Origin of the sequence: Streptomyces sp. NBC_00390 (genome assembly GCF_036057275.1) — a bacterium.
In the GTDB taxonomy this organism is placed as follows: Bacteria; Actinomycetota; Actinomycetes; order Streptomycetales; family Streptomycetaceae; genus Streptomyces.
The window spans coordinates 8202634-8222486 of record NZ_CP107945.1 but is presented as its reverse complement, the minus strand read 5'-3'; the positions used below and the strand labels follow the sequence as shown (position 1 = coordinate 8222486).

The following is a 19853-nucleotide window of genomic DNA, read 5'->3' as shown; positions in this document are numbered from 1 at the left end:
GCTGTCTGACTGCTCTAGACGTTGTTTGCTCTGCTGGTGTCGAGCACTGCGACCCGCGCTCGTCGCGCGCCGTGGAGCCCGTCTGCTGGAAACGCCTGACCAGGCCCCCGGGAGTGAATGCAGGGCCGGCGGCCGGCGAATGTCTGCCCTCACGAGCGACGCCGATGACGGAGCCTGTGTGGGCGTCCGTATGGTCGCGCACCGCGGACCGCACCGCTAAGAGAACACGCAGAGCAATCCCGCGTAACAAGCGCTCAAAATCCAAAGGCGTTTGTGGGCTCAGCAGGATGGCCCCATGATCGATGACGGTCCCGGCTCCTGAGGCACACAAGAAAGGGTGACGCATTTCCGATCATCACGATCACCCGTTTACATGGGAAACGGAAACGAACAATTATATGCGGGTCTGCCCCAGAAGGCCCAGCCGCCCAGGAATGGACAGAGTCCAGATCTGGAGGATCGCCTGATCCGCTTCCCGTCAGAGCCTGGTCCCCACCGGTAATCTGCGGGTGTCCACCGAGCCCGAACAGGTGAGCCGATATGAGTGACCTGCTGGAGCGACTGCGAGGGCGTGGCTGGCGGATGACCTCCCAGCGGCGTGTCGTTGCGGAGGTCCTCGACGGTGACCACGTGCATCTCACGGCCGACGAGGTGCACGCCCGCGCGGCACAGCGGCTGCCCGAGATCTCCCGGGCTACCGTCTACAACGCCCTGGGCGAGCTGGTCTCCCTCGGCGAGGTCATGGAGGTCTCCACCGACGGCCGCGCCAAGCGTTACGACCCCAACGCGCACCGTCCGCACCAGCACATGGTGTGCTCCCGCTGCGGCACCATCCGCGACGTCCACCCGACCGGCAATCCACTGGCCGACCTCCCGGCGGAGGAACGGTTCGGCTTCACCGTGTCCGACGTCGAGGTCACCTACCGCGGACTGTGCCCCTCCTGCACCCCGGGGCTGTCGTCCTTGTGATCTTGGCCGGTGGATCATGGTTCGCGTCATCACGTTGCGGCCCGCACCACGCCAAGCTCCGCTCGGTACGCGGTAGTGCCTGCAGCGCTCCGGCCACCGCGACTCGGCCGAGTTGAGACGACCGGGCTTCGGGAGGCGGTGGCCGGCTCAAGGCGATAGACAGGAGGGCGAGGACCTTACCCGGGCGACCGGCCTGATGCGGCCCAGACCGAGCTCGGGGTGATGTGGCAGCACAGGGAGGCCGAAGAGGCTGCATCCGCGGGTCCGCGAGCCGGACGTCCGCACGCGGGAATGCCCGCCCGCCAGGTAGGACGGCTCGTGCGGCGGCGTCGGGAGAACCATGGCACGTGATCAACCGCAACCTCCGAACATCGGCGACCTGCATCGCTTCCTGGACGACCAGCTCGACCAGATCTCCGCGCAGCTCCATGGGCTGGCCCGGACCAGAGACCGGTTGGAGGCGCTGCTGGACGCGGTCATGGCAGTCAGCCGGGAATTGGAGCTGCCGGTGGTGCTGGACCGGATCGTCACGGCCGCCATGGATCTGGTCCAGGCCCGCTACGGTGCGCTGGGCGTCCTCGATGAGCAGGGCACGGGCCTGGCTCACTTCATCCCCGTGGGGCTGAGCGAGCAGGAACGGGCCGCCCTGGGCAGCGTCGAGTTTCCACACGGACGGGGCCTGCTCGGGGCGCTGATCCACCGCCCTGAACCGCTCCGGGTCCAGGAGATTTCCTCCCATCCGCATTCCGCAGGGTTCCCGCCGGGTCACCCGCCGATGCGCAGCCTTCTCGGGGTGGCGATCAGCGTCCGGGGCGAGGTCTATGGGGACCTGTACCTGGCCGACCGGCGTGACGGGGAGCCATTTGACGCGTACGACGAGGGCATCGTCGTCGCACTCGCCGGGGCCGCCGGAGTGGCCATCGAAAACGCGCGCTTGTTCGAGCATGTCCGCACGCGCAGCGAGCAGTTCCAGCGTCTGCTGCTGCCGACCCTGTCCGACCTGCGACCATACGAGGGCGCCGCCATCTACCGGCCGGCGACCACCCCGGCACAGGTCGGCGGTGACTGGTACGACGCCTTTCTGCTCCCGGACCGGACGTGTGCAGCGGTCATCGGCGACGTCGGCGGCCACGACCTGAGAGCTGCGGCGGCCATGGCCCAGACCCGCAACATGCTGCGCGCCCTGCTTTACGACCGCCGCACCCCGCCCAGCGAGGTCCTCACACAGCTCGACCACACCCTGCACGCCATCACCAACAACCCCGTCACCACCGCCTGCCTGGCCCGCATCGAACCCGCAGGCTCCACCTGGACCCTGCACTGGAGCACCGCAGGCCACCTCCCGCCCCTGCTCATCACCCCCGGCCGGGACCCGGAGTACCTGCATGCCGAGCCCGGGATCCCCCTCGGAGTGGACGTCGACCAACCCCGCCCTGACCACACCCGCCCACTCCCCGCCGGCTCCACCGTGGTCTTCTTCACCGACGGACTGATCGAGCACCCCGACCATCCCATCGACACCAGCCTCGACGCGCTCGCCCGAACCGCGGCCGCCCACGGCGACCTGCCCCTGAACGACCTCTGCCAGGCCCTTGTCGACCACCACCCCAGCGACGGCCACGACGACATGGCCGTCCTCGCCCTGCGCACACCCCTGCCGACGTAGCGCGCGCCGCCCGGCCGGAGGGTGGGTTCGCCGCTCGTTGACGGCACCTACCCCCGGGCCGGATTTCCGCCCCACCCTGCATGAGAGGGAATTTCCTCGCCCTTCATCAGGAAGGAGTCGGCGGCAAGCTGCGCGTGGTCGCCGATCGTGGTGCCGTAGTGGACGAACGCGCCTACGCCGAGCGTCACGCCCCGGCCGATCCCGGCGTGGTCGGACTTGAAGGCGCCGTCTTCCTGCGAGTGGGACTGGATGACGCTCGCGGCGTTGAGTGTGCATCCGTCCCCGATGCTGACAAGGGTCCGCTCGATCAGCGCGCAGCCGTCGTCGAAGACCTGACGGCCGATCCTGGCGCCCAGCAGCCTCCAGACCAGGCCCTTGAACGGGGTGCCGTTGAAGAGCTGCATGTAGCGGTGTGAGGTCAGTTTCCAGAAGCGTTCATGTCGCCAGAAGGAAGGGTCGTAGATCGAGCAGTACAGCGGCTTCAGTGGCCGGAATCCCGTGACGGCCCGTTCGATCAGCGTGAAGTAGACGACGGTGAACGTGAGAGTGAGCAGGCTTGCCAGTGCAAGCGCCGGCACGCCATGCACGTGGTAGAGGTCGACTGCGGCCACGGCGATCAGGGCGAGTACGAAGAAGTGGAACCACCGCGCCAGCATGTGCATGCTCGCGGTGACTGCGTTGTGCCTGTTCTTGGCAGCGAGACGGCGTCGCAGCTCGTCGCCGGTCGCCAGGTGGTCGAACTGCTGGTCACGCAGCACGGTGCGCGGGATCTCGAAGCTGGGTGAGCCCAGCAGGCCAACGCCTTCGCGCACCGGCCCGTCGATGGGGACCAAGACCTTTGTCGCGAGCAGACAGTTGTCGCCCGTCCGTCCGCGTGAGGGATAGGCGATGTTGTTGCCGAGGAAGTTGCGCGGCCCGATCGAGGCCCGGGAAAAGCGGAAGGAGGTGCTGGAGAAGTCGGCGTTGATGATCGACAGACCGTCGGCAACCATGGTTCCGCTGGAGACCGTGCTCAGGTAGGGGGTGTCGTGCTTGACCATCGTGCCGAAGTTCGAACCGGTCTGCTCGACGCGGCACAGGTCGTACCCCAGCCAGCGCAGGTAGTGGACGATCGCGGAGCTGTCCCCGAAGAGCGTGGTGAAGAACCTGATGTTGGTCATCCGCATGATCGCCCGGTGCATGCCGTAGTGGAAGCCGTACAGCGGATAGATCCTGTCGGGCTTGATCGCCAGACTGAGCAGCCGCGGCACCGTGCTCACCGCGAGCAGGCCCAGGAGCGTTCCCCCGAAGAAGGCCACCAGGGAAGCGATCAGCGTCTCGATGTAGAACGCGCGGCTCGTGAAGACGGGCGGGTCTGTGGACGGCAGTAGGTGCAGCTGCGGCATCGCGGTGAGCACGAAGCTGCCGCCGGCCACCGCCAGCGGCAGATACACCAGCAGTATGGCCATCAGCTGCCCCAGGCCGTAGAGGGCTCTGCGCACAGAGCCGCACGCAGCGGGCTCGACGGCCCGGTAGTCGGTTTCCGCCCGCTGCGCCGGTGAGCCGTGCCAGGACTCACCGGCCGGCACGGCCTGCCCAGGGTGCAGGGAGGAGGCGTGGCCCAGTTGGGCGTCGTCGCCCATCGACGTCTCGATGTCGAGGACGGTCTGCTCGCTGACGGTCACACCCGCGCCCAAAGTGACCGGGCCCGTCTCGATCCAGCCGTCGTGCGCCCGGTAGCAGGACAGGAGCACGTCCTTGCGTATGAGCGTGCCGTCGCCGACGGAGAGCAGGTCGGCGCAGACGGGAACGGTACGGGAAAGGATGGTGACGCCTTTTCCGATGCACGCGCCGAGGGCCCTCAGGTACAGCACGTACAGCGGTGAACCGGTGAGCAGGCGGGCCGGGCTGCTGCGGATCAGGGACTTGACGCACCAAAAACGCAGGTAGGCGAGACCCCACAGGGGAATCCGCCGTTGGGTGAAACGGCCGATGAGTATCCACTTCGCGGCGACGGGAAGGGCGCACAGACCGCAGAAGACCGCTGCACCGAACAGGACCGCCCGCAGGTAGAGGCCGGCTGTCCCGGAGCCGGTCAGGATCCATTGGTAGCCGAGGATGGCGGCCACGGCGCCGAGGCAGGAAAAGCCGAGGAAGGCCAGCAGCTGGGCCGCCCCGCACAGCACGTACTGCCATGTGCCGGACGGCGACCCGGACGACACCTCGGACGGTGCGTCGGTCTGCGCCCGGAGGGGCGAGGAAGTCAGCGCATGCGCCTGCGAGGAGGCCCGGGACTGGACCGCGGCAGGGGCCGAGGAGGAAGTGATGTCCGCGAGCGCGGCAGCCAGGCTCCGGATCGTGGAGTGCCGGTAGATGTCCTTCATCGACACCGTGGGCAGGTCGTCCCGCTTACGCACCCGGGCACAGAAATGGGCCATCACCATGGAATCGGCACCCAGATCGGTGAAGAAATCGCCGTCGACCGACACCTGCTCGGTCCGCATCACACCGGCCAGCACCTGGGCCAACATCATCTCGGTGCCGGCCGCTGCCGCCTGCATGCCCGCAGCCGTGGCGTCCTCAGCGCCATTGCCCATCACGACAGCTCCCCCAGGGCGTTCCGGCCGGCACCTGCCCATGCGGCCCACGCGCGGCGGCCCCGCCCTGGAACAGCAGCCGGGGCACGCCACCCGAAAGTCACAAGATCATGAACTCTGGTTCGGCCACGATCGCCGGTAAGCGTGCGAAATCGGTACGGGGCTGCCGGCGCGGACGGCTTGCCGGAGCTGAGCCGTGTCCCCATGGTCACCACACTTCAGGAGAAACGCTCGCTTCAGCCATCCGGCAGATGTCCGGACCACCCCCGCCGACTGGCGGGGTGTCTTCGACCATCGATGCCAGTGCAACGGAGCGGTGGGTCCGTCGTTGCACAGATCCTCGTTCGAGGATGGCGACGTTTCCGGCATGCTCCTGCGGCGCGATGTTCAGCGGCGGCCAGGCATCAGCTGCCGGCGAGCTGTCATGTGACCAGAGCGGACCCCCTGCGCTCCAACGGACCACTGCCGGCTCTGTCATTGAGAGTGATTCGGTCGAGCCGGACGTTCCAGCGGCCACCGCGCGGTGTGAAGGAGACCGCGGACAGGGGTGGCACATCGAGATGCCAGAAGGCTCTTGCCGGCGCGGACAGCGCAAGGACGAGCAAGGCCCGGACCACGGCTGGTTCTGTGATGGCCAAGGCGCGGCCCGTGTCGGGCGGCAAGCTGCTCAGCCAGTTGGCCGTTCGCCGGCAGAGGTGACGTACGGACTCGCCGCCGTGTGGCGCGGAATCCGGGTCGGTGAGCCAGGCGCTGAGCCCGTAGGGATCGGTGGCGGCGACTTCGCCGACCGTGCGGCCGCGCCACTCGCCGTAGTCGAAGTCGCGCAGCGCGGGCTCGAGTGTTGCCTCCATGCCGAGGGCGTCAGCCATCTGAGCGCAGGGGAAGGAAGGAGCCCGGAGGGTCAGCGAGTACGGACGGAGCGCTGCTCCGGCGGAGCATGCCTCACGCAGGCCGCGCTCGCTCAGGCGACCGTCGCCGAAGGCGGCACCCCCGGCCGTCGCACACAGCAATGTCAGGTGGACCTTCATACGACTGTCCTCCTTCCTGGCCCGGCATGACGCCGGATGGTGTGGCTGCCGCCGCTTGGGTCTCGGGACCGACGTGCGCTGCGACCAGGCCCAGCATCGCCGGACCTCGGGCCGGGTCGAGACCGTTCATCTTCCGTCGACGACGTGGCGAAGCAGGAGTCCGTCCCGGCCGCCGGTGCGGCCCCGGACACGCAGCCGGTGATACGTCGCGCGTCACTACTCCAGGGTTGGGGAAGTTGCCGGTAGCCAACATCCGGCAGGTGTCCGGAACGCCCCCGCCGACTGGCTGGCACAGCCTCGCCGCCCGGCCGGATTCGGTCTCGGGCACCCGCTGGACGTCCCTCGGCGTGGTACGAAGCGGACAGTGGTCCGATGACGAGTGAAGCATGCGTGATCCGGGTGACGGTGGACGCCGACGAGGCCCTGATCCGTACGGGCTTTCAGCACAGCCCGACGCGGCGGACGAGGACATCGACGTCGTTGCGGCGGTTCCCGGCGGCCAGGTGGTCCGGACGGCACGGGAGATACGTCCCGAGGTCGTGCTGCTGGGCGTCCGGACAACGGACGTCGACGGACTCGCCGTCCTCCTCATCGCCGGAGGGAGGTGGGCAGCTACGTCCAGGCGCCCTGCTCGTCGAACCCCGCCGCCCGCGACGGTGCGCATGTCCCACGAGGGCGGCGCCATCCGTGTCACGGTCACCAATACCGCAACGACACGGTCCCGTCTTCCTCTGCCCAGCGCGCACTCCGGCCTGGTCGGCCTGCATCAGCGCGCCGCGCTCCTCGGCGGCACTGCCACCTCCGTGCCGACGGCTGACGGCGGACGGCCGACGGCGGGTACGAACTTCGCCTGCCCGACACCGGCTGCGACCGTGCGGCACGGGCTGGGCCAGCCTGTCGGCGGGGGTGGCTCCGGACATCTGCCGGATGGTTGAAGGGAGCAGCTTTCTCAATCCTGGAGTAGTGACCCACGACGTATCACCGGCCGTGCAGTCCGGGACCGCACCGGCGGCCGGGACAGACTCCTACTTCGCCACGTCGTCGACGGGACGGCTGATCGGTCTCGACCTGGCCCGAGGTCTGGCGATCCTGGGCATGTACGCAGCGCACGTCGGCCCCGAGCCGTCGGAGGGCGGGGCGCTGGGCTTCGTGATGGAGCTGGCGCGTGGACGGTCCGCTGCCCTGTTCGCTCTGCTGGCGGGGTTCAGTCTGATTCTCCTCACCGGCTGGCCCCAGCCGCGGACCGGGCGCGCGGGTCGGCAGGCGATGGGCAGGGTGCTGATCCGCTCCGTCGTTCTGGTTGCCGTGGGATACGCCCTGGTCGCTCTTGACACCGATGTCGACGTGATTCTTGCCGCCTACGGGCTGCTCTTCGTCCTCGCGCTGCCGCTGTACCGGCTGCGGGCCGCCACCCTGGCCGTCATCGCCGCGGCGATGACGCTCGTCCTGCCCCAGGTGCTGTATCTGATCCGGATCGCGGTGGAGGACGGGAACTGGGCGGATGCCGTCATCGACTACGATCCGCTGGCCCGGGTCACCGACACGGACGGTGTCATCGAGCTGTTCATCACCGGCCCGTACCCGGTGCTGACCTGGCTGCCTTTCATCATCGCCGGAATGGCGCTGGCCAAGCTCGACCTCGGCCGACCCGGCATGCTCGGCAAGCTCGCCATGTACGGCGTGGCGCTGGCCGTGCTCGGTTACGGAGGCTCGTGGCTGGCCTTGCGCTTCGTCCCGGGCGCACAGGCCGACGTGAATGCGGCCACAGACACCTCGGCGGCGGCATCGGCCTGGTGGTCCGACGGCGTGGGTGAGGACCCGACCCCGGGTGTTCCCGCCTGGCTGCTGGTGGCCGCGCCGCACAGCCAGACGACCTGGTCCATCGCGGGCAACACCGGCGTCGCCCTGGCGGTCCTGGCCGCGTGTCTCGTCGCCACCAACCGGTCGGCGCGCCTGCGGTGGCTCGCCGCGCCCGTCACCGCGGTCGGCTCCATCGCCCTGACCGCGTATGTCGGCCACATCATCGCCATCAAGGCCCTGGGCATCGAGGACCTGCCGGATTCCGCCACCCTGCCGGCGTTCATCTGCTTCGCCGTCGGGGCCATGCTGCTGGCCCTCGTCTGGACCCGGTTCTTCCGGCGCGGACCACTGGAGTACCTGCTACGCGCCAGCACCGCACCCGCCCGCCTGATCAAATGACCGGCGGAGACAACGAAAGCGTGGGTGCCCAGGGCAGTGTGCCTGCCGGGTTCAGCGGCAGAGCTCCATGATGGTGTCGTCGAAGTCGGGGAACTCCCGGGTGGCTTGCTCAATCACGGCAGCGGCTGACCGGCGCCGGTCCGGCGCGAACCGTTCCGCGATGACCGTCAGCTCCTGGTTGGGGCATGGCACTCGGTCGCTCTCGTACGGGGTGGCGGCTTCCCAGGGGCCAAGGCCATCGGCCAAAAGCCACAGGAAGTCGCCCAGGTCGCGCGCGACGACACCGGTCTCGCCCTCGGAGCCGAGGAAGACAACGGGCTGGTCGACCAGTGCCCTGTTCGGACGGATCAGCCAGAACGCCGCATATCCGCCGGAGCCGTCCTGGCCGAATATGCGGAAGTCGTCGCCACTCAGCTCCCCGTTGCCGGTCCATGCCCGGAACCAGTCAGTGGTGTCCTCGGCGGACAGGAGGGCCGGGAAAGGTTCGAAGTCGACACCCTCTACGCCGTTGTAGTCGAACGGAACCGCTATCGCGGCCGCGAGCGCGGCAGGGAACTGTCGATCATCGGTGGACGTCACGCGCACAGGTTAGCGACCGGTCAGGCTTCGGCGGCAAGCGGTCAAGATCTGGCGCCAGGGGACTGCCGACCCCATCACAAGAATTTCGACGGAGCCGGTCGGGCGCTTCACACGATCGAGGACGCACGGCCGGCGGTCGGTCTCCGGGCGTCGGTTATGTTCCTGGTCGGACAGGGGGCAGGGCAGAGGGAGAGGCCATGGCGCAGCACCTCGGGCCGCTGGAGTTGATCGGGGACCGGTGGGTGATCGGGGACCCGACGCGGAAGGAGGGCCTGTCAATCGTGTTCATGCCCGAGGGCCTGGAGCACCGCCGGCGCGGGGAGGCGGCACCTCTGCTCACGGTCGGGTGGTCCCAGTTCGTGGAGCTGAAGGTGCGAGCCGCATACCGGAGGTGGCACGCCACCCCTGCCGGAGGCTTCGTCGGGGCCTTCGCGACCGGTGCTGACATGGGCCGTGACGGCTGCTCCCTGCACGGCATCCTGCGCCATCCGTACGAGCTGTGGTCGGTGCGGTACACGCATCACGAGCGCCGTTATACAGCCGGCCACGTCATTGTGCTGAAGGCGCTGTTCGACCAGATCACCGAGGCCAAGGCACTGAACCGGCTCGGTGATCCCGAGTGGCTGGGCGCGGCGGTTGCCAAGCTGTCGTCGTACACCTCGTGGTACGCGCCCAAGGGCAACCGTCTGGTGAAGGAAACCATCCAGAGTCTCGGCGCCTGAGCGGTCACCCACAGCACACGATCAGTCCGCCGAGAGCCCTGTGAGCCAGCTGGTGCCGCCGAAGAGGCCACCATTGCCCGCCGTTCCCGCTTGTGCCGCCGGTACCGTCGGGCCGCGTGGACGGCTCAGGTGTCGCTCAGGACCGTGCCCGGCCAGCCCAAGAAGGCCGTGGCCACGAAGCCCCGACCGGCATTTTGCGGCTGGTGTCAGGGATAGGAGTCCGGAGGCCGGGAGGCCCGCGCGTTCGCGAAAACTGAAGGCGGTTGAGCGGGAAATCGCGGTTCTCATGCATCGGTTTGCGGGCCTGGACCCACGGGCTCGTGGTGAACACGCAGGTTCGCGTGGGAAAGGCCGGCGGTGCGACGGTTCGCTGTTCGGATCAGGGCAGGGTCAGGATGCGGGGGCCTTCTTCGGTGATGGCGACGGTGTGCTCGATGTGGGCTGCTCGGCTGCCGTCGATGGTGTGCAGGGTCCAGCCGTCGGTGCCGGTGCGGTAGTTGTCGCGTCCGCCGGCCATGAACATGGGCTCGATGGCGAGGGTCAGGCCGTGGCGGAGGGGGAAGCCGCGGCGGGGGCGTCCTCGGTTGGGGACGTGGGGGTCTTCGTGCATGCGGCGGCCGATGCCGTGGCCGCCGAAGTCGGCGGGCATGCCGCAGCGTGCTGATCGTGCGACGGTGCCGATGGCGTGGGAGATGTCGCCGATACGGTTGCCGGGGTTGGCTGCGGCGATGCCGGCGTCGAGAGCGCGCTGGGTGGCGTTGATCAGCTCCAGGTCGGCGGGTCGTGGGGTGCCGACGGTGAAGCTGATGGCAGCGTCGCCGGTCCAGCCATCGAGTTCCGCGCCGCAGTCGATGCTGACCAGGTCGCCGTCACGCAGGCGGTAGTCGGTGGGGATGCCGTGGACGATGGCGTCGTTGACCGATGTGCAGATCACCGCCGGGAAGGGTGTGGGGGCGAAGGAGGGCCGGTAGCCGAGGAAGGGCGAGCGTGCTCCGGCCTTCGCCAGGACGGTGCGGGCTGCTTCGTCCAGCTCCTTCAGCGAGACCCCGATGTCTGCGGCTTCCCGGACGGCGGCGAGGGCGTGGGCCACGACGCGCCCGGCTTCACGCATCGAGTCCAGTGCCGTGTCGGTCTTGATCTCCACCATGTCCTGCGGCTCCCTGTCTCACGCCTCGACATCCAATTCTTATACCGGTATTAGTATCACGGCCATGGTGAGAACTCCTTTGACTCCATGGGAGCGGCAGCGCGGAGAGCGGTTCGGCGCGCTGCTGCGTCAGGCACGCGGCGATCGCAGCATGGTGGAGATCGCCGCAGCGGCGGGGGTGTCGGCAGAGACGCTGCGCAAGATCGAGACCGGTCGGGCGCCGACTCCGGCGTTCTTCACCGTGGCGGCCCTGGCCGCAGCGCTGGAGGTGTCCTTGGACGAATTGGCGACTGCCTGCGCGCAAGACAGTGACTGCGGTGGCCAGGCAATGTCGGCGTGAACCGTCGAGGACGATGCGGAGCGGGGTTGGCGCCGTGAGTAAGGGCCTCCTCGAGTTGTCGGTCGACGCCGAGCCGTTCGAGGGTGGCGGCGAGGTTACGAGGGCTGTGCTGTCGCTGAACTGAGCCGGGCGAGCCTCGGGACGTCAGAAGGTCGGCGGGACAGTTGTTACGGGTACTCGGGCTCGGCGCTCGAGACGCAGAGCGGCGTAGGCAGGCCACCAGCCGCTGATTGGCCGTCGTCGGAACGGCACGCCGGGGAGACTGCAGATCTCATGCCGTACTTGAAGGAGTTGTGATGAAGGTAGCCGTGGTCACCTTCGACGGGTTCAACGAACTCGACAGCTTCATCGCTTCCGCGCTGATCAACCGGTGCCGTAAGGACGGCCTGGAGGCCTTCATCACGACGCCGGCGCCGGTGGTCACGTCGATGAACGGCGTCGAGGTGACCGGGCAGCGCCCGATGGAGTTCGTGACCGAAGCCGACATCGTGCTGATCGGTAGCGGGGTGAAGGCGCGAGAGGTGGTCGCCGACGACCGGCTGATCGCCAGGCTGCTCCTCGACCCTTCGCGACAGCTGATCGGTGCGCAGTGCTCCGGCGCGCTGGTGCTCGCCCGGCTCGGGTTGCTGGATGGCATGCCGGCTTGCACGGACATGAAGAGCCGGCCCTTTGTCGAAGCCTGCGACGTCACCGTGCTGGACGCGCCGTTCCACGCGGAGGGGAACATCGCTACGGCGGGTGGTTGCCTGGCGTCCCAGTATCTCGCCACGTGGGTGATCACCCGAATGCTCGGTGAAAGCGCCGCACGCGACGTCATCGAATACGTCGCCCCGGTCGGCGAAACCCAGGAGACTGTCGAGCGCGCCCTGCGTGCCGTCCACGCGGGCGAGGTTGCACTGCCCTGACTCCCCGCGATCAGCCTATCGGGGCCACCTGCGGTCATGGCGACGACTCCTGAGAGCGCATTGAGGGCGCGGCGGCATGTCTGACGTACGCGCGGGTATGTTGCGGTGCTCTCGCCCGGTCGGGCCGTGCGACTCTCTCGCAGCCTGTCTTCACGGGCATCTCCCGTGGACATCTGGCCGAGTTGATCGAGGAGCTGGCCGGCCCGTGGTTGGCTCTGCGCGAAGTCGCACGGCGGGAGCGACGGGGTCGTGACCGGGCACGTGCGGCTGGTGCCGGACCGAACCATGATCTGGCATTCGTTGACCGGGTAGTCGTGTAACTCGTCGTTCTGCGCTTCCAGTTGCCGCATCTTCTCGGCACACTCGGCCTCGCCGGGAACCGGGCCGGAACCAGGAAGGGGCGCCAGTGTCCGGTCGCTGTCTGGGGTGCCGAGGGTCGGCCTTGCGGTGGTGGCGCCGATGCTGATGTCTGCGCCCTTGAAGCTGTGGCCGACGAGCGGGGGCGAGGAATAGAGGTCGACGTTCTCGCCGCCGTTACCGAGCTCGATGCTCAGACAGCGTTTCCTTTGGTGCTGGTGATGGCTGATGGGTCCTCTGCCAGCGTTCGGTGCCAACCACGGAGGGCAAGCTACCCGCCGGGCGGCGAGGCAGGTAGTCGCAGGGCGCCGGCCGCGAGCACTTCGGGCACAGGCAGCGGTCGAGGGCCGCACCCGGTGCTGGGGTGCGGCCCTCGGCACATGCGCTTACGAGGTCCAGCCGCCGTACGGCACGGTGATGAGTTCCATGGCATGGCCCACCGGGTCCATGAAGTACACGCCGCGGCCGCCGTCGTTGTGGTTGATCGTGCCGGGCTGTTGCTGGCGCGGGTCGGCGTAGTGCTCGATGCCACGCTGCCTGATCTGCGCGTACGCCGCGTCGAACTCCTCTTCAGAGATCAAGAAAGCGTAGTGCTGGGGAGTGATCTTGTCCGCGGGGATCGTGGCGAAGTCCAGCGTGACACCGTTGCTCAGGTCGACCGCGATGAACGGGCCCCACTCGGCGGTGATCTCAAGGCCCAGCAGGTCCGCGAAGAACTCTGCGGACTCCCGGTTGTCCCGGGCGTGGACGATCGTGTGGTTCAACTCAACTGACAAGGAATGCCTCCGAGGGCATCTCCTGACACCTCCATGCCTCACCCAGCCGGTGATCGACACGCGATGTCACCGTAGATCCTAGTCGCTGTTGTCTACGAGGTGAGTCGGCGGTAGTTGACGAGGGCTGCGGCTATGCCGACGAAGGCGAGGAAGTGCTCGGCCTTGCGTCCGTAGCGGCGGTGCAGGCGTCGTCATCCGGCCAGCCAGGAGACCGTCCTCTCGACGGCCCAGTCATCCCGACGTCCTCGCCGCCCAACGCAAGGAACGCGCCCGCATCCGCAGCGAGAAGGGCATCCGCCGGGGCGGACGCCCTCTCACAGCCGCAGCCTGACCGGAGGGCGAACCTGCCTGGTCACAGCACTAAATGTGGATGAGGATCTGCCGAAGGGGGTGTCCGAGCGCGTCCGTGAGTGAAGCCAGTTCCTCATCGGTCAGCCATGCTCGGTTCGGATACATGATTCGATCCTGAACCGCGCGAACCCCATCGGCGAGTCGTAGACCAGCTCATTGAGCGACGTCTCGACGTCGCAGCAGGGAACCGTTGCCATGAGCGTCTGGAAGCCCTCGTCGTAGCGCTCCGAGACTGCCTCACCCCACCAGCCGGATGCGAACTACGCACCGCAATGCGGACAGGAGATCCTCTCCAGGTTGGAGCCGCAGTAGACAACTTCGACGCTGTCGTGCCACTGGGCTTCCAGACCACGGCGGGCGTCGTCGGGAAGCATCCGGGCCAGCGCCGCCGCAGCACGATCCCCCGCATCCGTGCTGGGCCACCGTCAGGTAGTTGTCACTCATCGCCCGCCTCCCCGCGCCTATCGCGGTCCGTCCTTCGTACACGCCCCGGCGAACCTGTCCGGTCACAGCACTAGCCGTGTGAGGTCTCGGCTACGTCGACCACCTCGGAGCCTTCGCGACGCATCCGTTCACTCCCCCAGGCGCCGAGCGGCCCGAGCGCTTGATTGAGCGTGCGCCCGTGCTCGGTCAGGGAGTACTCCACCCGTGGCGGCACCTCGGCATAGACCTCCCGGTGCACGAGTCCGTCTTCCTCCATCTCACGCAGGTGCTGGGTCAGCATCTTCTCGCTCACTCCAGGCAGACCGCGACGGAGCTCGGCGAAGCGGCGTACGCGATGGGCGTCGAGTTCCCAGAGAATCAGTCCCTTCCACTTGCCGCTCACCACGTCGAGCGCAGCGTCGATGCCGCAGATGTAAGGCCCGCATCTCGGCGCCTTGGCCATCACTGATCTCCCTTACGAAAAGGTAAGTACCGCAGAAAACAGTAGGTACTTCCGAGAGTAGTGGCGCTCTCTGAGTATGGAGGGGTGAACGAACAACCGAACCACACCACCAGGCAAGACAGCGCTGTCACCGTGATCGGGCTTGGCCCGATGGGCCAGGCGATGACCCGCACCCTCCTCACAGCCGGCCACCCGGTCACCGTCTGGAACCGCACCGCCAGTCGGGCCGACGGCGTCGTGGCAGAGGGAGCAACGCTCGCGGCGACACCAAGCGAGGCGGTCGAAGCGAGTGACCTCGTGATCCTCAGCCTCACCGACTACCAGGCGATGTACGACGTCCTCGACAGCGCCACCGAATCGCTCGCCGGGCGGACGCTGGTCAACCTGAGCTCCGACACTCCCGACCGCACACGCGAGGCAGCAACCTGGGCAGCGGGCCACGACGCCACCTTCCTCACCGGAGGTGTCATGGCCCCCGCGCCAATGGTCGGCACAGAGGCAGCCTATGTCTACTACAGCGGCCGCGACCAGGTGATGAAGAGGCATTTGGCGACATTGACACTGCTCGGAACACCAAGGCACCTGGGCGAGGACCCGGGCCTCGCCCAGATGATGTATCAAGCCCAACTCGTGGTGTTCCTCACCACCCTGTCCGGACTGATGCACGCCACCGCGATGCTGAGCACCGCAGGAATGAAGGCCCAGCAAGCGCTGCCGGAGTTGCTCTCCTCCGCCGACTCGATTGGCGACATCCTGCGGGCCGGCGAAGAAAACCCCGGCGCCGCGCTGGATGCTGGAAGGCATCCCGGCGACCTCAGTACGGTCACCATGATGGGTGCGACGTCCGACCACATCGTCGAGACCAGCACGTCACTCGGCCTCAACCTCGCGCTCCCACTGGCCGTGCAGGCCCACTATCGGCGCGCGATTGAGGACGGACACGGCAGCGACAACTGGACCCGCATCATCGACAGCATCCGAGAGCCGCGCTGATTACCACGGTGTCCTATGTGGTGAGGCCCAGAAGTCGCTTGCAGCAGCACAGGGCCGCCGCGAGGCCGAGAAAGGCCAGGTAGTTTCGGGGCTGGCGTTCGTAACGGGGGCTGAGCCTGCGGTATCCGGACAGCCATGAGGTTGGGTCGGCCGCGCGGCGAGGTGTCTGCCATGGCAGCATCTGCGGCGGCCCACCGCTCGCTGGACCCGGGAGACATCGATGAGACCTGCGTCATCGAGTTGGTGCAGAACCGCTTCATGGAGCCGGACCCCAGGCCCCGGCCCGCGACCAGACCATGAACCGTCGGTGGGCCATCAATGGCGCGCCGCGGGTCGGCGACCCTCGTGATGGCGAACTGCACCAGTCGACTCGCGAAGGTGCCACGTTCGCGGCCACTCAGTCGAGACAGAACTCGTTGCCCTCGATGTCCTGCATCACGAGGCACGACTCGTTGACTCCATCGGCAAGCAGTAGTCGCACGCGTACCGCGCCGAGCGGGACCAGTCGTGCGCACTCGGCCTCAAGTGCGGCCAGGCGCTCTTCACCCACGAGCCCGATGCCGACCCGCACGTCAAGATGCAGCCGATTCTTGACGACCTTGCCTTCGGGAACGCGCTGGAAGAACAGTCGCGAGCCCACACCTGAGGGATCAATGCATGCGAACGCCGAACCCTGACGCTCAGGCGGCAGCGCGCGATCGAAATCGTCCCAAGTAGCGAACCCCTCCGGTGGCGGCGGTACGTCGTACCCCAACACCTCGCACCAGAAACGAGCGACGCGCTCAGGTTCTGCGCAGTCGAAGGTGACTTGGAACTGCTTGACCGATGCCATCGGTCCACCATAGAGGCGGGGTCTTTCGCTGTCTCCACGGGCCCGCCCCTGGCCAGGCTGTGGCGCATGCGGCCGGCTCTCGGCGATAAGTGGGACCTTGAGTCGCGGGATGACGATCCGGCCACTGGGGAGTACCGGAACGGAAATTGGCGGTAGCTGTTGATCACTCGGCCGACTGGGCGGGACGGGGCAGCGCGGGCACGCCGGCCGTCTCGATGAGCGCGGCACGGCCACCCTGCAACTCGGACACGTACTTGTAGAACGTGTGGCGGGAGACGCCCAGGAGCTTGGCGATCGAGGTGACGGTATTCCCCGGGCGGGTCAGCAGATCCCGGGCGTGACGGATCTGTTCCTCGGTCATGGCCGGCGGGCGGGCGCGGCGGACCCGGGCGACTTCCAGGCCCTCGTTGGTGCCCTGGACGATGAGCACGCGGATGAACTCCGCCGGGGCGGCGAAGACGTGGAACACCAGTCGCCCGCCCGGCGTGGTGGTGTCGAGCATTCGTGCAGGGAGGTGAAGCCGATGCCGAGCTTGCGCAGACCGGAAACGATGGCGGTGAGGTCCTGGATGGAGCGGCCGAGCCGGTCAAGGGAGGGCACGACAGGGGCGTCCCCTTCACGGAGGTAGTCAAGGGCCTTCCGCAGTTCCTCGCGCTCCGCGTTCTTGCCGGACTTCTTGTCGGCGAAGATCCGGATGCAGCCCGCTTCGGTGAGGGCGTGGATCTCGGTCGAGCAACTGGCCCTTGGTCGAGACGCGGGCGTACCCGACGAGCGCGCCCCGCACAGCCGGGACGGGGGCAAGAAGGTCGGCGGCGTCACCTTGCAGGCCAGTGGAGCGCAAAGAGTTCTTCGCGAAGGTGTCTTTGCGAAGAACTCACCTGTTTGGGGCCGGTGAGGCGGCCGTGGCCGCGTATGAGGTCGACACCGACCGAGTTCAGCCAGTCGACCTGGTCCTCGTCCTTCCAGTACGAGGACATCTTGTCGCGGTGTGCGAAGACCGCCTGGACGTCCAGCGGACCGGCCACTGCCGGGTCCAGTCCGGGTATGCGGCTGGCGTCCGCGCGTGCCACCACCGGCCGCAGCAGCGCCTTGCTCGGGTCGCAGGCCCAGAACTAACACTCCCCGCCGAGGAGTTCGCGCTCCACGATCACGGTGCTGAGCCCTGCGGCGCGGGCGCGTTCGGCCACGTTCTCGCCGACCGGCCCCCCGCCGATCACGATCGTCGACCTCGTTCTCGACGCCGTCGGTGGCCCCGACGGCAAGCGCTTCCTGCGCACGCTCAAGCGCGGCGGGTCCCAGTTCCCCGTGTTCTTCGGCGAATTCGACGAAGAAGAGACCGAGAAGCTGGGCGTCACAGTCACGGGCACCCAGGTCCGCTCGAACGGCGCGCAGCTTGCCGAACTGGGACGCCTGCTCGACGCGGGCACGGTCCGCGTCGCGATCGACAGCACGTTTGCGCTCGCGGATGCCCGAGCCGCACACGAACGCGCCGCCCGAGGGCACATCCAGGGCAAGATCGTGCTCACGGTCGCTTAGGAACGAGCCGTTTCACCGACGCCCTTCTCACCCCTGCGCCTTAGCCATGGGGAGCTGCCTTGTGCCGCCGTGTTCGGCTCCCTGGGTGGCACCCCACAGGGGAGGGCTGGAGTCGGTGAATGGGCCGCCCACGGCGCGGTCGGGACGTGAGCCGACTGCCCCGAGACCAGGGCACTCCCAGGCATCTCGCGCAGGCCCGAGGCTGCGCCGACCCACCAAGCAGGTCAGATGGTCGCGGCGAAGGTCACGGCTGCTGATCCCATGCGGTCACCAGGCCGTAGGTGACCAGGCCGAAAACAAGGTGCGGTACCACGTCCGAGGCCCAGTCGCCGGCTGACCAAGTGCGAGGATCGCTGATCCCGAGGCGGGCAATCGACACGTCGCCGACGACCATCACCAATGCTCCGGTAAGAGCCCCTCCCAACCACAGGGGCATCCGAGCGCCTGCCCCATGGACCAGCGCTGCAGCGGCGCCCGCCCCGCACCCCACCGCGACACCCGTCACCGCTGCGAGACCGACGAGTCGGTTGCCCTTGTCGGCCGAGTCCCGGAGCGGAAGTCCCATCCGGGTAGCGATCGTGTCCACCAAAGTTTCCGGCACAGTGCTGGCGGGCCTGCCGCGCAAAGCCATGTCGGCATAGGACACGGCGTTCAACGCGGTCGTCCCCGCAGCCCCCGCTGCGCAGCCGCGCACAATGGTTCGGATCATGGTCCACGCAATCCCCGCAGCTGCCCGCACCCAAACAGCCACAGGCACCGGACCACTCGGATCACGGACGACGTGCGGCCGACTGGACGGGTCGACCGGACAGGTCCTCCAGTGTCCGCCGCCCCACTCGCGCCCCTGAAATCCGTCACGCTCGCCGAAGAAGCGTGAGCACCTCCCCTGGCACTGCCACGGGCCCAGTGCCCGCGCCTCCCCCACTCCTCGAAGGAGACTGACGCGCAACCGCAGCACCAGCGAAACCCGCTGCGAAGCAGGCGGTTGCCAAGGCGGCCTCCCGGGCCACGCCGCGGCCGCGGCCTCGACGCGGACACGCGGTAGGACCCGCTGCCACTGGTGAAAGCCTGAGGTCAGGCATATGAGGGGCCCGATGCCTTTGCGGAGAGACACCCTCGCAGCCGGCCACTATTGCAATAGTGCTTCCATGTGGCGCGCGGCGTCGTCGGACGCCTCATCGGGTTTCCGGCCGTTCTCACGGGCGACCATGTACGCGGCATACCAGTCCCACCAGTCGTGCTCGGGGGCGGATGCCTCGTACGGGCCATGGTGCTCCGCCGTCTCGTGCAGAAGCTCTGCCAACGCGGCTACGTCCACGGAAAAAGGCCTCCTGCCTCGTCACCGTCCAGGCAGTCGCTCCTGCACCTCTTGCAGCTGCCACCCGTTTCCGTCCGGGTCGCTGAACGAGGCGTAGGAGGCGTAGCTGCGGCCGTCCGGATCACGGCCGTCGACCCGTACTTCAGCGCCGGAGTCGTAGATCTTGTGGAAGATTTCGCTTACCTCAACACCGCGGCTGCCGAGGTCGGTGCGGGCTTTGTCGAGGTCGAAGACCACGAGGTAGCCCTCTGCGGATCCAGGCGCCGCGGAGGTGACCCCGCGGCCGAAGATGATCGAGCATTCCGAACCAGGCGGCGTCAGCTGAACGATCCGGAATTCTGGGCCGGCCTCGAAGTCCGCATCGAGCCGCCATCCCAGGCTCTGGTAGAAGCCCAGGGCACGGTCGACGTCAGCGACCGGGATGATGTGGACCTCGATCTTCATATCCACGGTCGGCTCTTTGACGCCGCCCTGCTCTTGAGTGCTCATATCGTTCTCCTGCGCCCGATGCCCAGAAATCCATGAGGACGACGTGGCCGCGCAGCTCTGGGCGGCCGAGCGGCTCGGTATTGACGCCCCGCCGCGCGAGGGCATGTGTCATCGGTCGGGCATGGTCCACCGGAGGGAGCGGAAGGCCGTGCGCAACTCTTCCACGAGGAGTTCCGGCTGCTCC

At 67.8% G+C, this 19853-nt stretch carries 18 protein-coding genes and 5 pseudogenes; 9 read left to right on the top strand and 14 right to left on the bottom strand.

Annotated elements, in window-relative coordinates:
- Window positions 1-540 precede the first annotated feature (540 nt).
- Together OHS70_RS36750 and OHS70_RS36745 are read left to right on the top strand one after the other, a co-directional pair.
- Window positions 541-969 carry a Fur family transcriptional regulator gene (locus tag OHS70_RS36750; RefSeq protein WP_328404893.1) on the top strand — a complete coding sequence of 143 codons (429 nt, stop codon included), beginning with the start codon at window positions 541-543 and terminating at the stop codon, window positions 967-969.
- 340 nt (window positions 970-1309) lie between these two features.
- Complete coding sequence (locus OHS70_RS36745) at window positions 1310-2635, top strand: PP2C family protein-serine/threonine phosphatase (RefSeq protein ID WP_328404891.1); 1326 nt, start codon at window positions 1310-1312, stop codon at window positions 2633-2635.
- A gap of 47 nt (window positions 2636-2682) precedes the next feature.
- Here OHS70_RS36745 and OHS70_RS36740 read toward each other — a convergent pair whose 3' ends face one another.
- Both OHS70_RS36740 and OHS70_RS36735 read right to left on the bottom strand, forming a co-directional pair.
- A complete protein-coding gene (locus OHS70_RS36740; protein WP_328404889.1) occupies window positions 2683-5211 on the bottom strand; it encodes a Pls/PosA family non-ribosomal peptide synthetase in 2529 nt (842 codons plus the stop codon).
- Between the two features lie 422 nt (window positions 5212-5633).
- Window positions 5634-6239 (bottom strand): histidine phosphatase family protein, encoded by a 606-nt coding sequence (locus OHS70_RS36735; protein ID WP_328404887.1) that lies wholly within the window; start codon window positions 6237-6239, stop codon window positions 5634-5636.
- Window positions 6240-6629: 390 nt separating this feature from the next.
- Here OHS70_RS36735 and OHS70_RS36730 point away from each other — a divergent pair.
- Window positions 6630-6826: pseudogene (locus OHS70_RS36730) on the top strand (DNA-binding response regulator); the annotation flags it as partial.
- Window positions 6827-7202: 376 nt separating this feature from the next.
- A complete protein-coding gene (locus OHS70_RS36720; protein WP_328404885.1) occupies window positions 7203-8438 on the top strand; it encodes a DUF418 domain-containing protein in 1236 nt (411 codons plus the stop codon).
- A gap of 51 nt (window positions 8439-8489) precedes the next feature.
- On the opposite strand, the gene OHS70_RS36715 is transcribed toward OHS70_RS36720, so the two are convergent.
- The gene (locus OHS70_RS36715) at window positions 8490-9017 is read right to left on the bottom strand and encodes an SMI1/KNR4 family protein (RefSeq protein WP_328404883.1); all 528 of its coding nucleotides are present in this window, start codon (window positions 9015-9017) and stop codon (window positions 8490-8492) included.
- Between the two features lie 197 nt (window positions 9018-9214).
- On the opposite strand from OHS70_RS36715, the gene OHS70_RS36710 reads away from it, so the two are divergent.
- Window positions 9215-9739, top strand: coding sequence for a hypothetical protein (locus OHS70_RS36710; protein WP_328404881.1), 525 nt, complete (start codon window positions 9215-9217; stop codon window positions 9737-9739).
- A gap of 379 nt (window positions 9740-10118) precedes the next feature.
- Here the strand turns inward: OHS70_RS36710 and map are convergent, their stop codons facing one another.
- Window positions 10119-10886 (bottom strand): type I methionyl aminopeptidase, encoded by a 768-nt coding sequence (gene map / locus OHS70_RS36705; protein WP_328404876.1) that lies wholly within the window; start codon window positions 10884-10886, stop codon window positions 10119-10121.
- 64 nt (window positions 10887-10950) lie between these two features.
- On the opposite strand from map, the gene OHS70_RS36700 reads away from it, so the two are divergent.
- Together OHS70_RS36700 and OHS70_RS36695 are read left to right on the top strand one after the other, a co-directional pair.
- Window positions 10951-11226, top strand: coding sequence for a helix-turn-helix domain-containing protein (locus OHS70_RS36700; RefSeq protein ID WP_328404874.1), 276 nt, complete (start codon window positions 10951-10953; stop codon window positions 11224-11226).
- Window positions 11227-11522: 296 nt separating this feature from the next.
- Window positions 11523-12131, top strand: a complete 609-nt coding sequence (locus OHS70_RS36695) for a DJ-1/PfpI family protein (RefSeq protein WP_328406161.1) — start codon at window positions 11523-11525, stop codon at window positions 12129-12131.
- 743 nt (window positions 12132-12874) lie between these two features.
- Here OHS70_RS36695 and OHS70_RS36690 read toward each other — a convergent pair.
- Window positions 12875-13264, bottom strand: a complete 390-nt coding sequence (locus tag OHS70_RS36690; protein WP_328404872.1) for a VOC family protein — start codon at window positions 13262-13264, stop codon at window positions 12875-12877.
- Between the two features lie 865 nt (window positions 13265-14129).
- The gene (locus OHS70_RS36680; RefSeq protein ID WP_328404870.1) at window positions 14130-14501 is read right to left on the bottom strand and encodes a winged helix-turn-helix transcriptional regulator; all 372 of its coding nucleotides are present in this window, start codon (window positions 14499-14501) and stop codon (window positions 14130-14132) included.
- Between the two features lie 84 nt (window positions 14502-14585).
- On the opposite strand from OHS70_RS36680, the gene OHS70_RS36675 reads away from it, so the two are divergent.
- The gene (locus OHS70_RS36675) at window positions 14586-15494 is read left to right on the top strand and encodes an NAD(P)-dependent oxidoreductase (RefSeq protein ID WP_328404869.1); all 909 of its coding nucleotides are present in this window, start codon (window positions 14586-14588) and stop codon (window positions 15492-15494) included.
- Window positions 15495-15507: 13 nt separating this feature from the next.
- Here OHS70_RS36675 and OHS70_RS36670 read toward each other — a convergent pair.
- The 5 genes and pseudogenes from OHS70_RS36670 to OHS70_RS36650 form a co-directional block, all read right to left on the bottom strand.
- Window positions 15508-15807: pseudogene (locus tag OHS70_RS36670) on the bottom strand (hypothetical protein); the annotation flags it as partial.
- 84 nt (window positions 15808-15891) lie between these two features.
- Window positions 15892-16326, bottom strand: coding sequence for a VOC family protein (locus OHS70_RS36665; RefSeq protein WP_328404867.1), 435 nt, complete (start codon window positions 16324-16326; stop codon window positions 15892-15894).
- A gap of 163 nt (window positions 16327-16489) precedes the next feature.
- Window positions 16490-16828 (bottom strand): helix-turn-helix domain-containing protein, encoded by a 339-nt coding sequence (locus OHS70_RS36660; RefSeq protein ID WP_328404865.1) that lies wholly within the window; start codon window positions 16826-16828, stop codon window positions 16490-16492.
- Window positions 16829-16887: 59 nt separating this feature from the next.
- Window positions 16888-17145: pseudogene (locus OHS70_RS36655) on the bottom strand (recombinase family protein); the annotation flags it as partial.
- A gap of 53 nt (window positions 17146-17198) precedes the next feature.
- A pseudogene (locus OHS70_RS36650) lies at window positions 17199-17588 on the bottom strand (FAD-dependent oxidoreductase); the annotation flags it as partial.
- Here OHS70_RS36650 and OHS70_RS36645 point away from each other — a divergent pair.
- Window positions 17548-17862 (top strand): annotated as a pseudogene (locus OHS70_RS36645) (zinc-binding dehydrogenase); the annotation flags it as partial. The pseudogenes OHS70_RS36650 and OHS70_RS36645 overlap by 41 nt on opposite strands.
- A gap of 244 nt (window positions 17863-18106) precedes the next feature.
- On the opposite strand, the gene OHS70_RS36640 reads toward OHS70_RS36645, so the two are convergent.
- The 3 genes from OHS70_RS36640 to OHS70_RS36630 form a co-directional block, all read right to left on the bottom strand.
- On the bottom strand, window positions 18107-18571 hold the full coding sequence (locus OHS70_RS36640; RefSeq protein WP_328404863.1) for a hypothetical protein: 465 nt from the start codon (window positions 18569-18571) through the stop codon (window positions 18107-18109).
- 420 nt (window positions 18572-18991) lie between these two features.
- The gene (locus OHS70_RS36635) at window positions 18992-19180 is read right to left on the bottom strand and encodes a bleomycin resistance protein (RefSeq protein WP_328404861.1); all 189 of its coding nucleotides are present in this window, start codon (window positions 19178-19180) and stop codon (window positions 18992-18994) included.
- 21 nt (window positions 19181-19201) lie between these two features.
- Window positions 19202-19669, bottom strand: a complete 468-nt coding sequence (locus OHS70_RS36630; RefSeq protein ID WP_328404859.1) for a VOC family protein — start codon at window positions 19667-19669, stop codon at window positions 19202-19204.
- Between the last annotated feature and the right edge of the window lie 184 nt (window positions 19670-19853).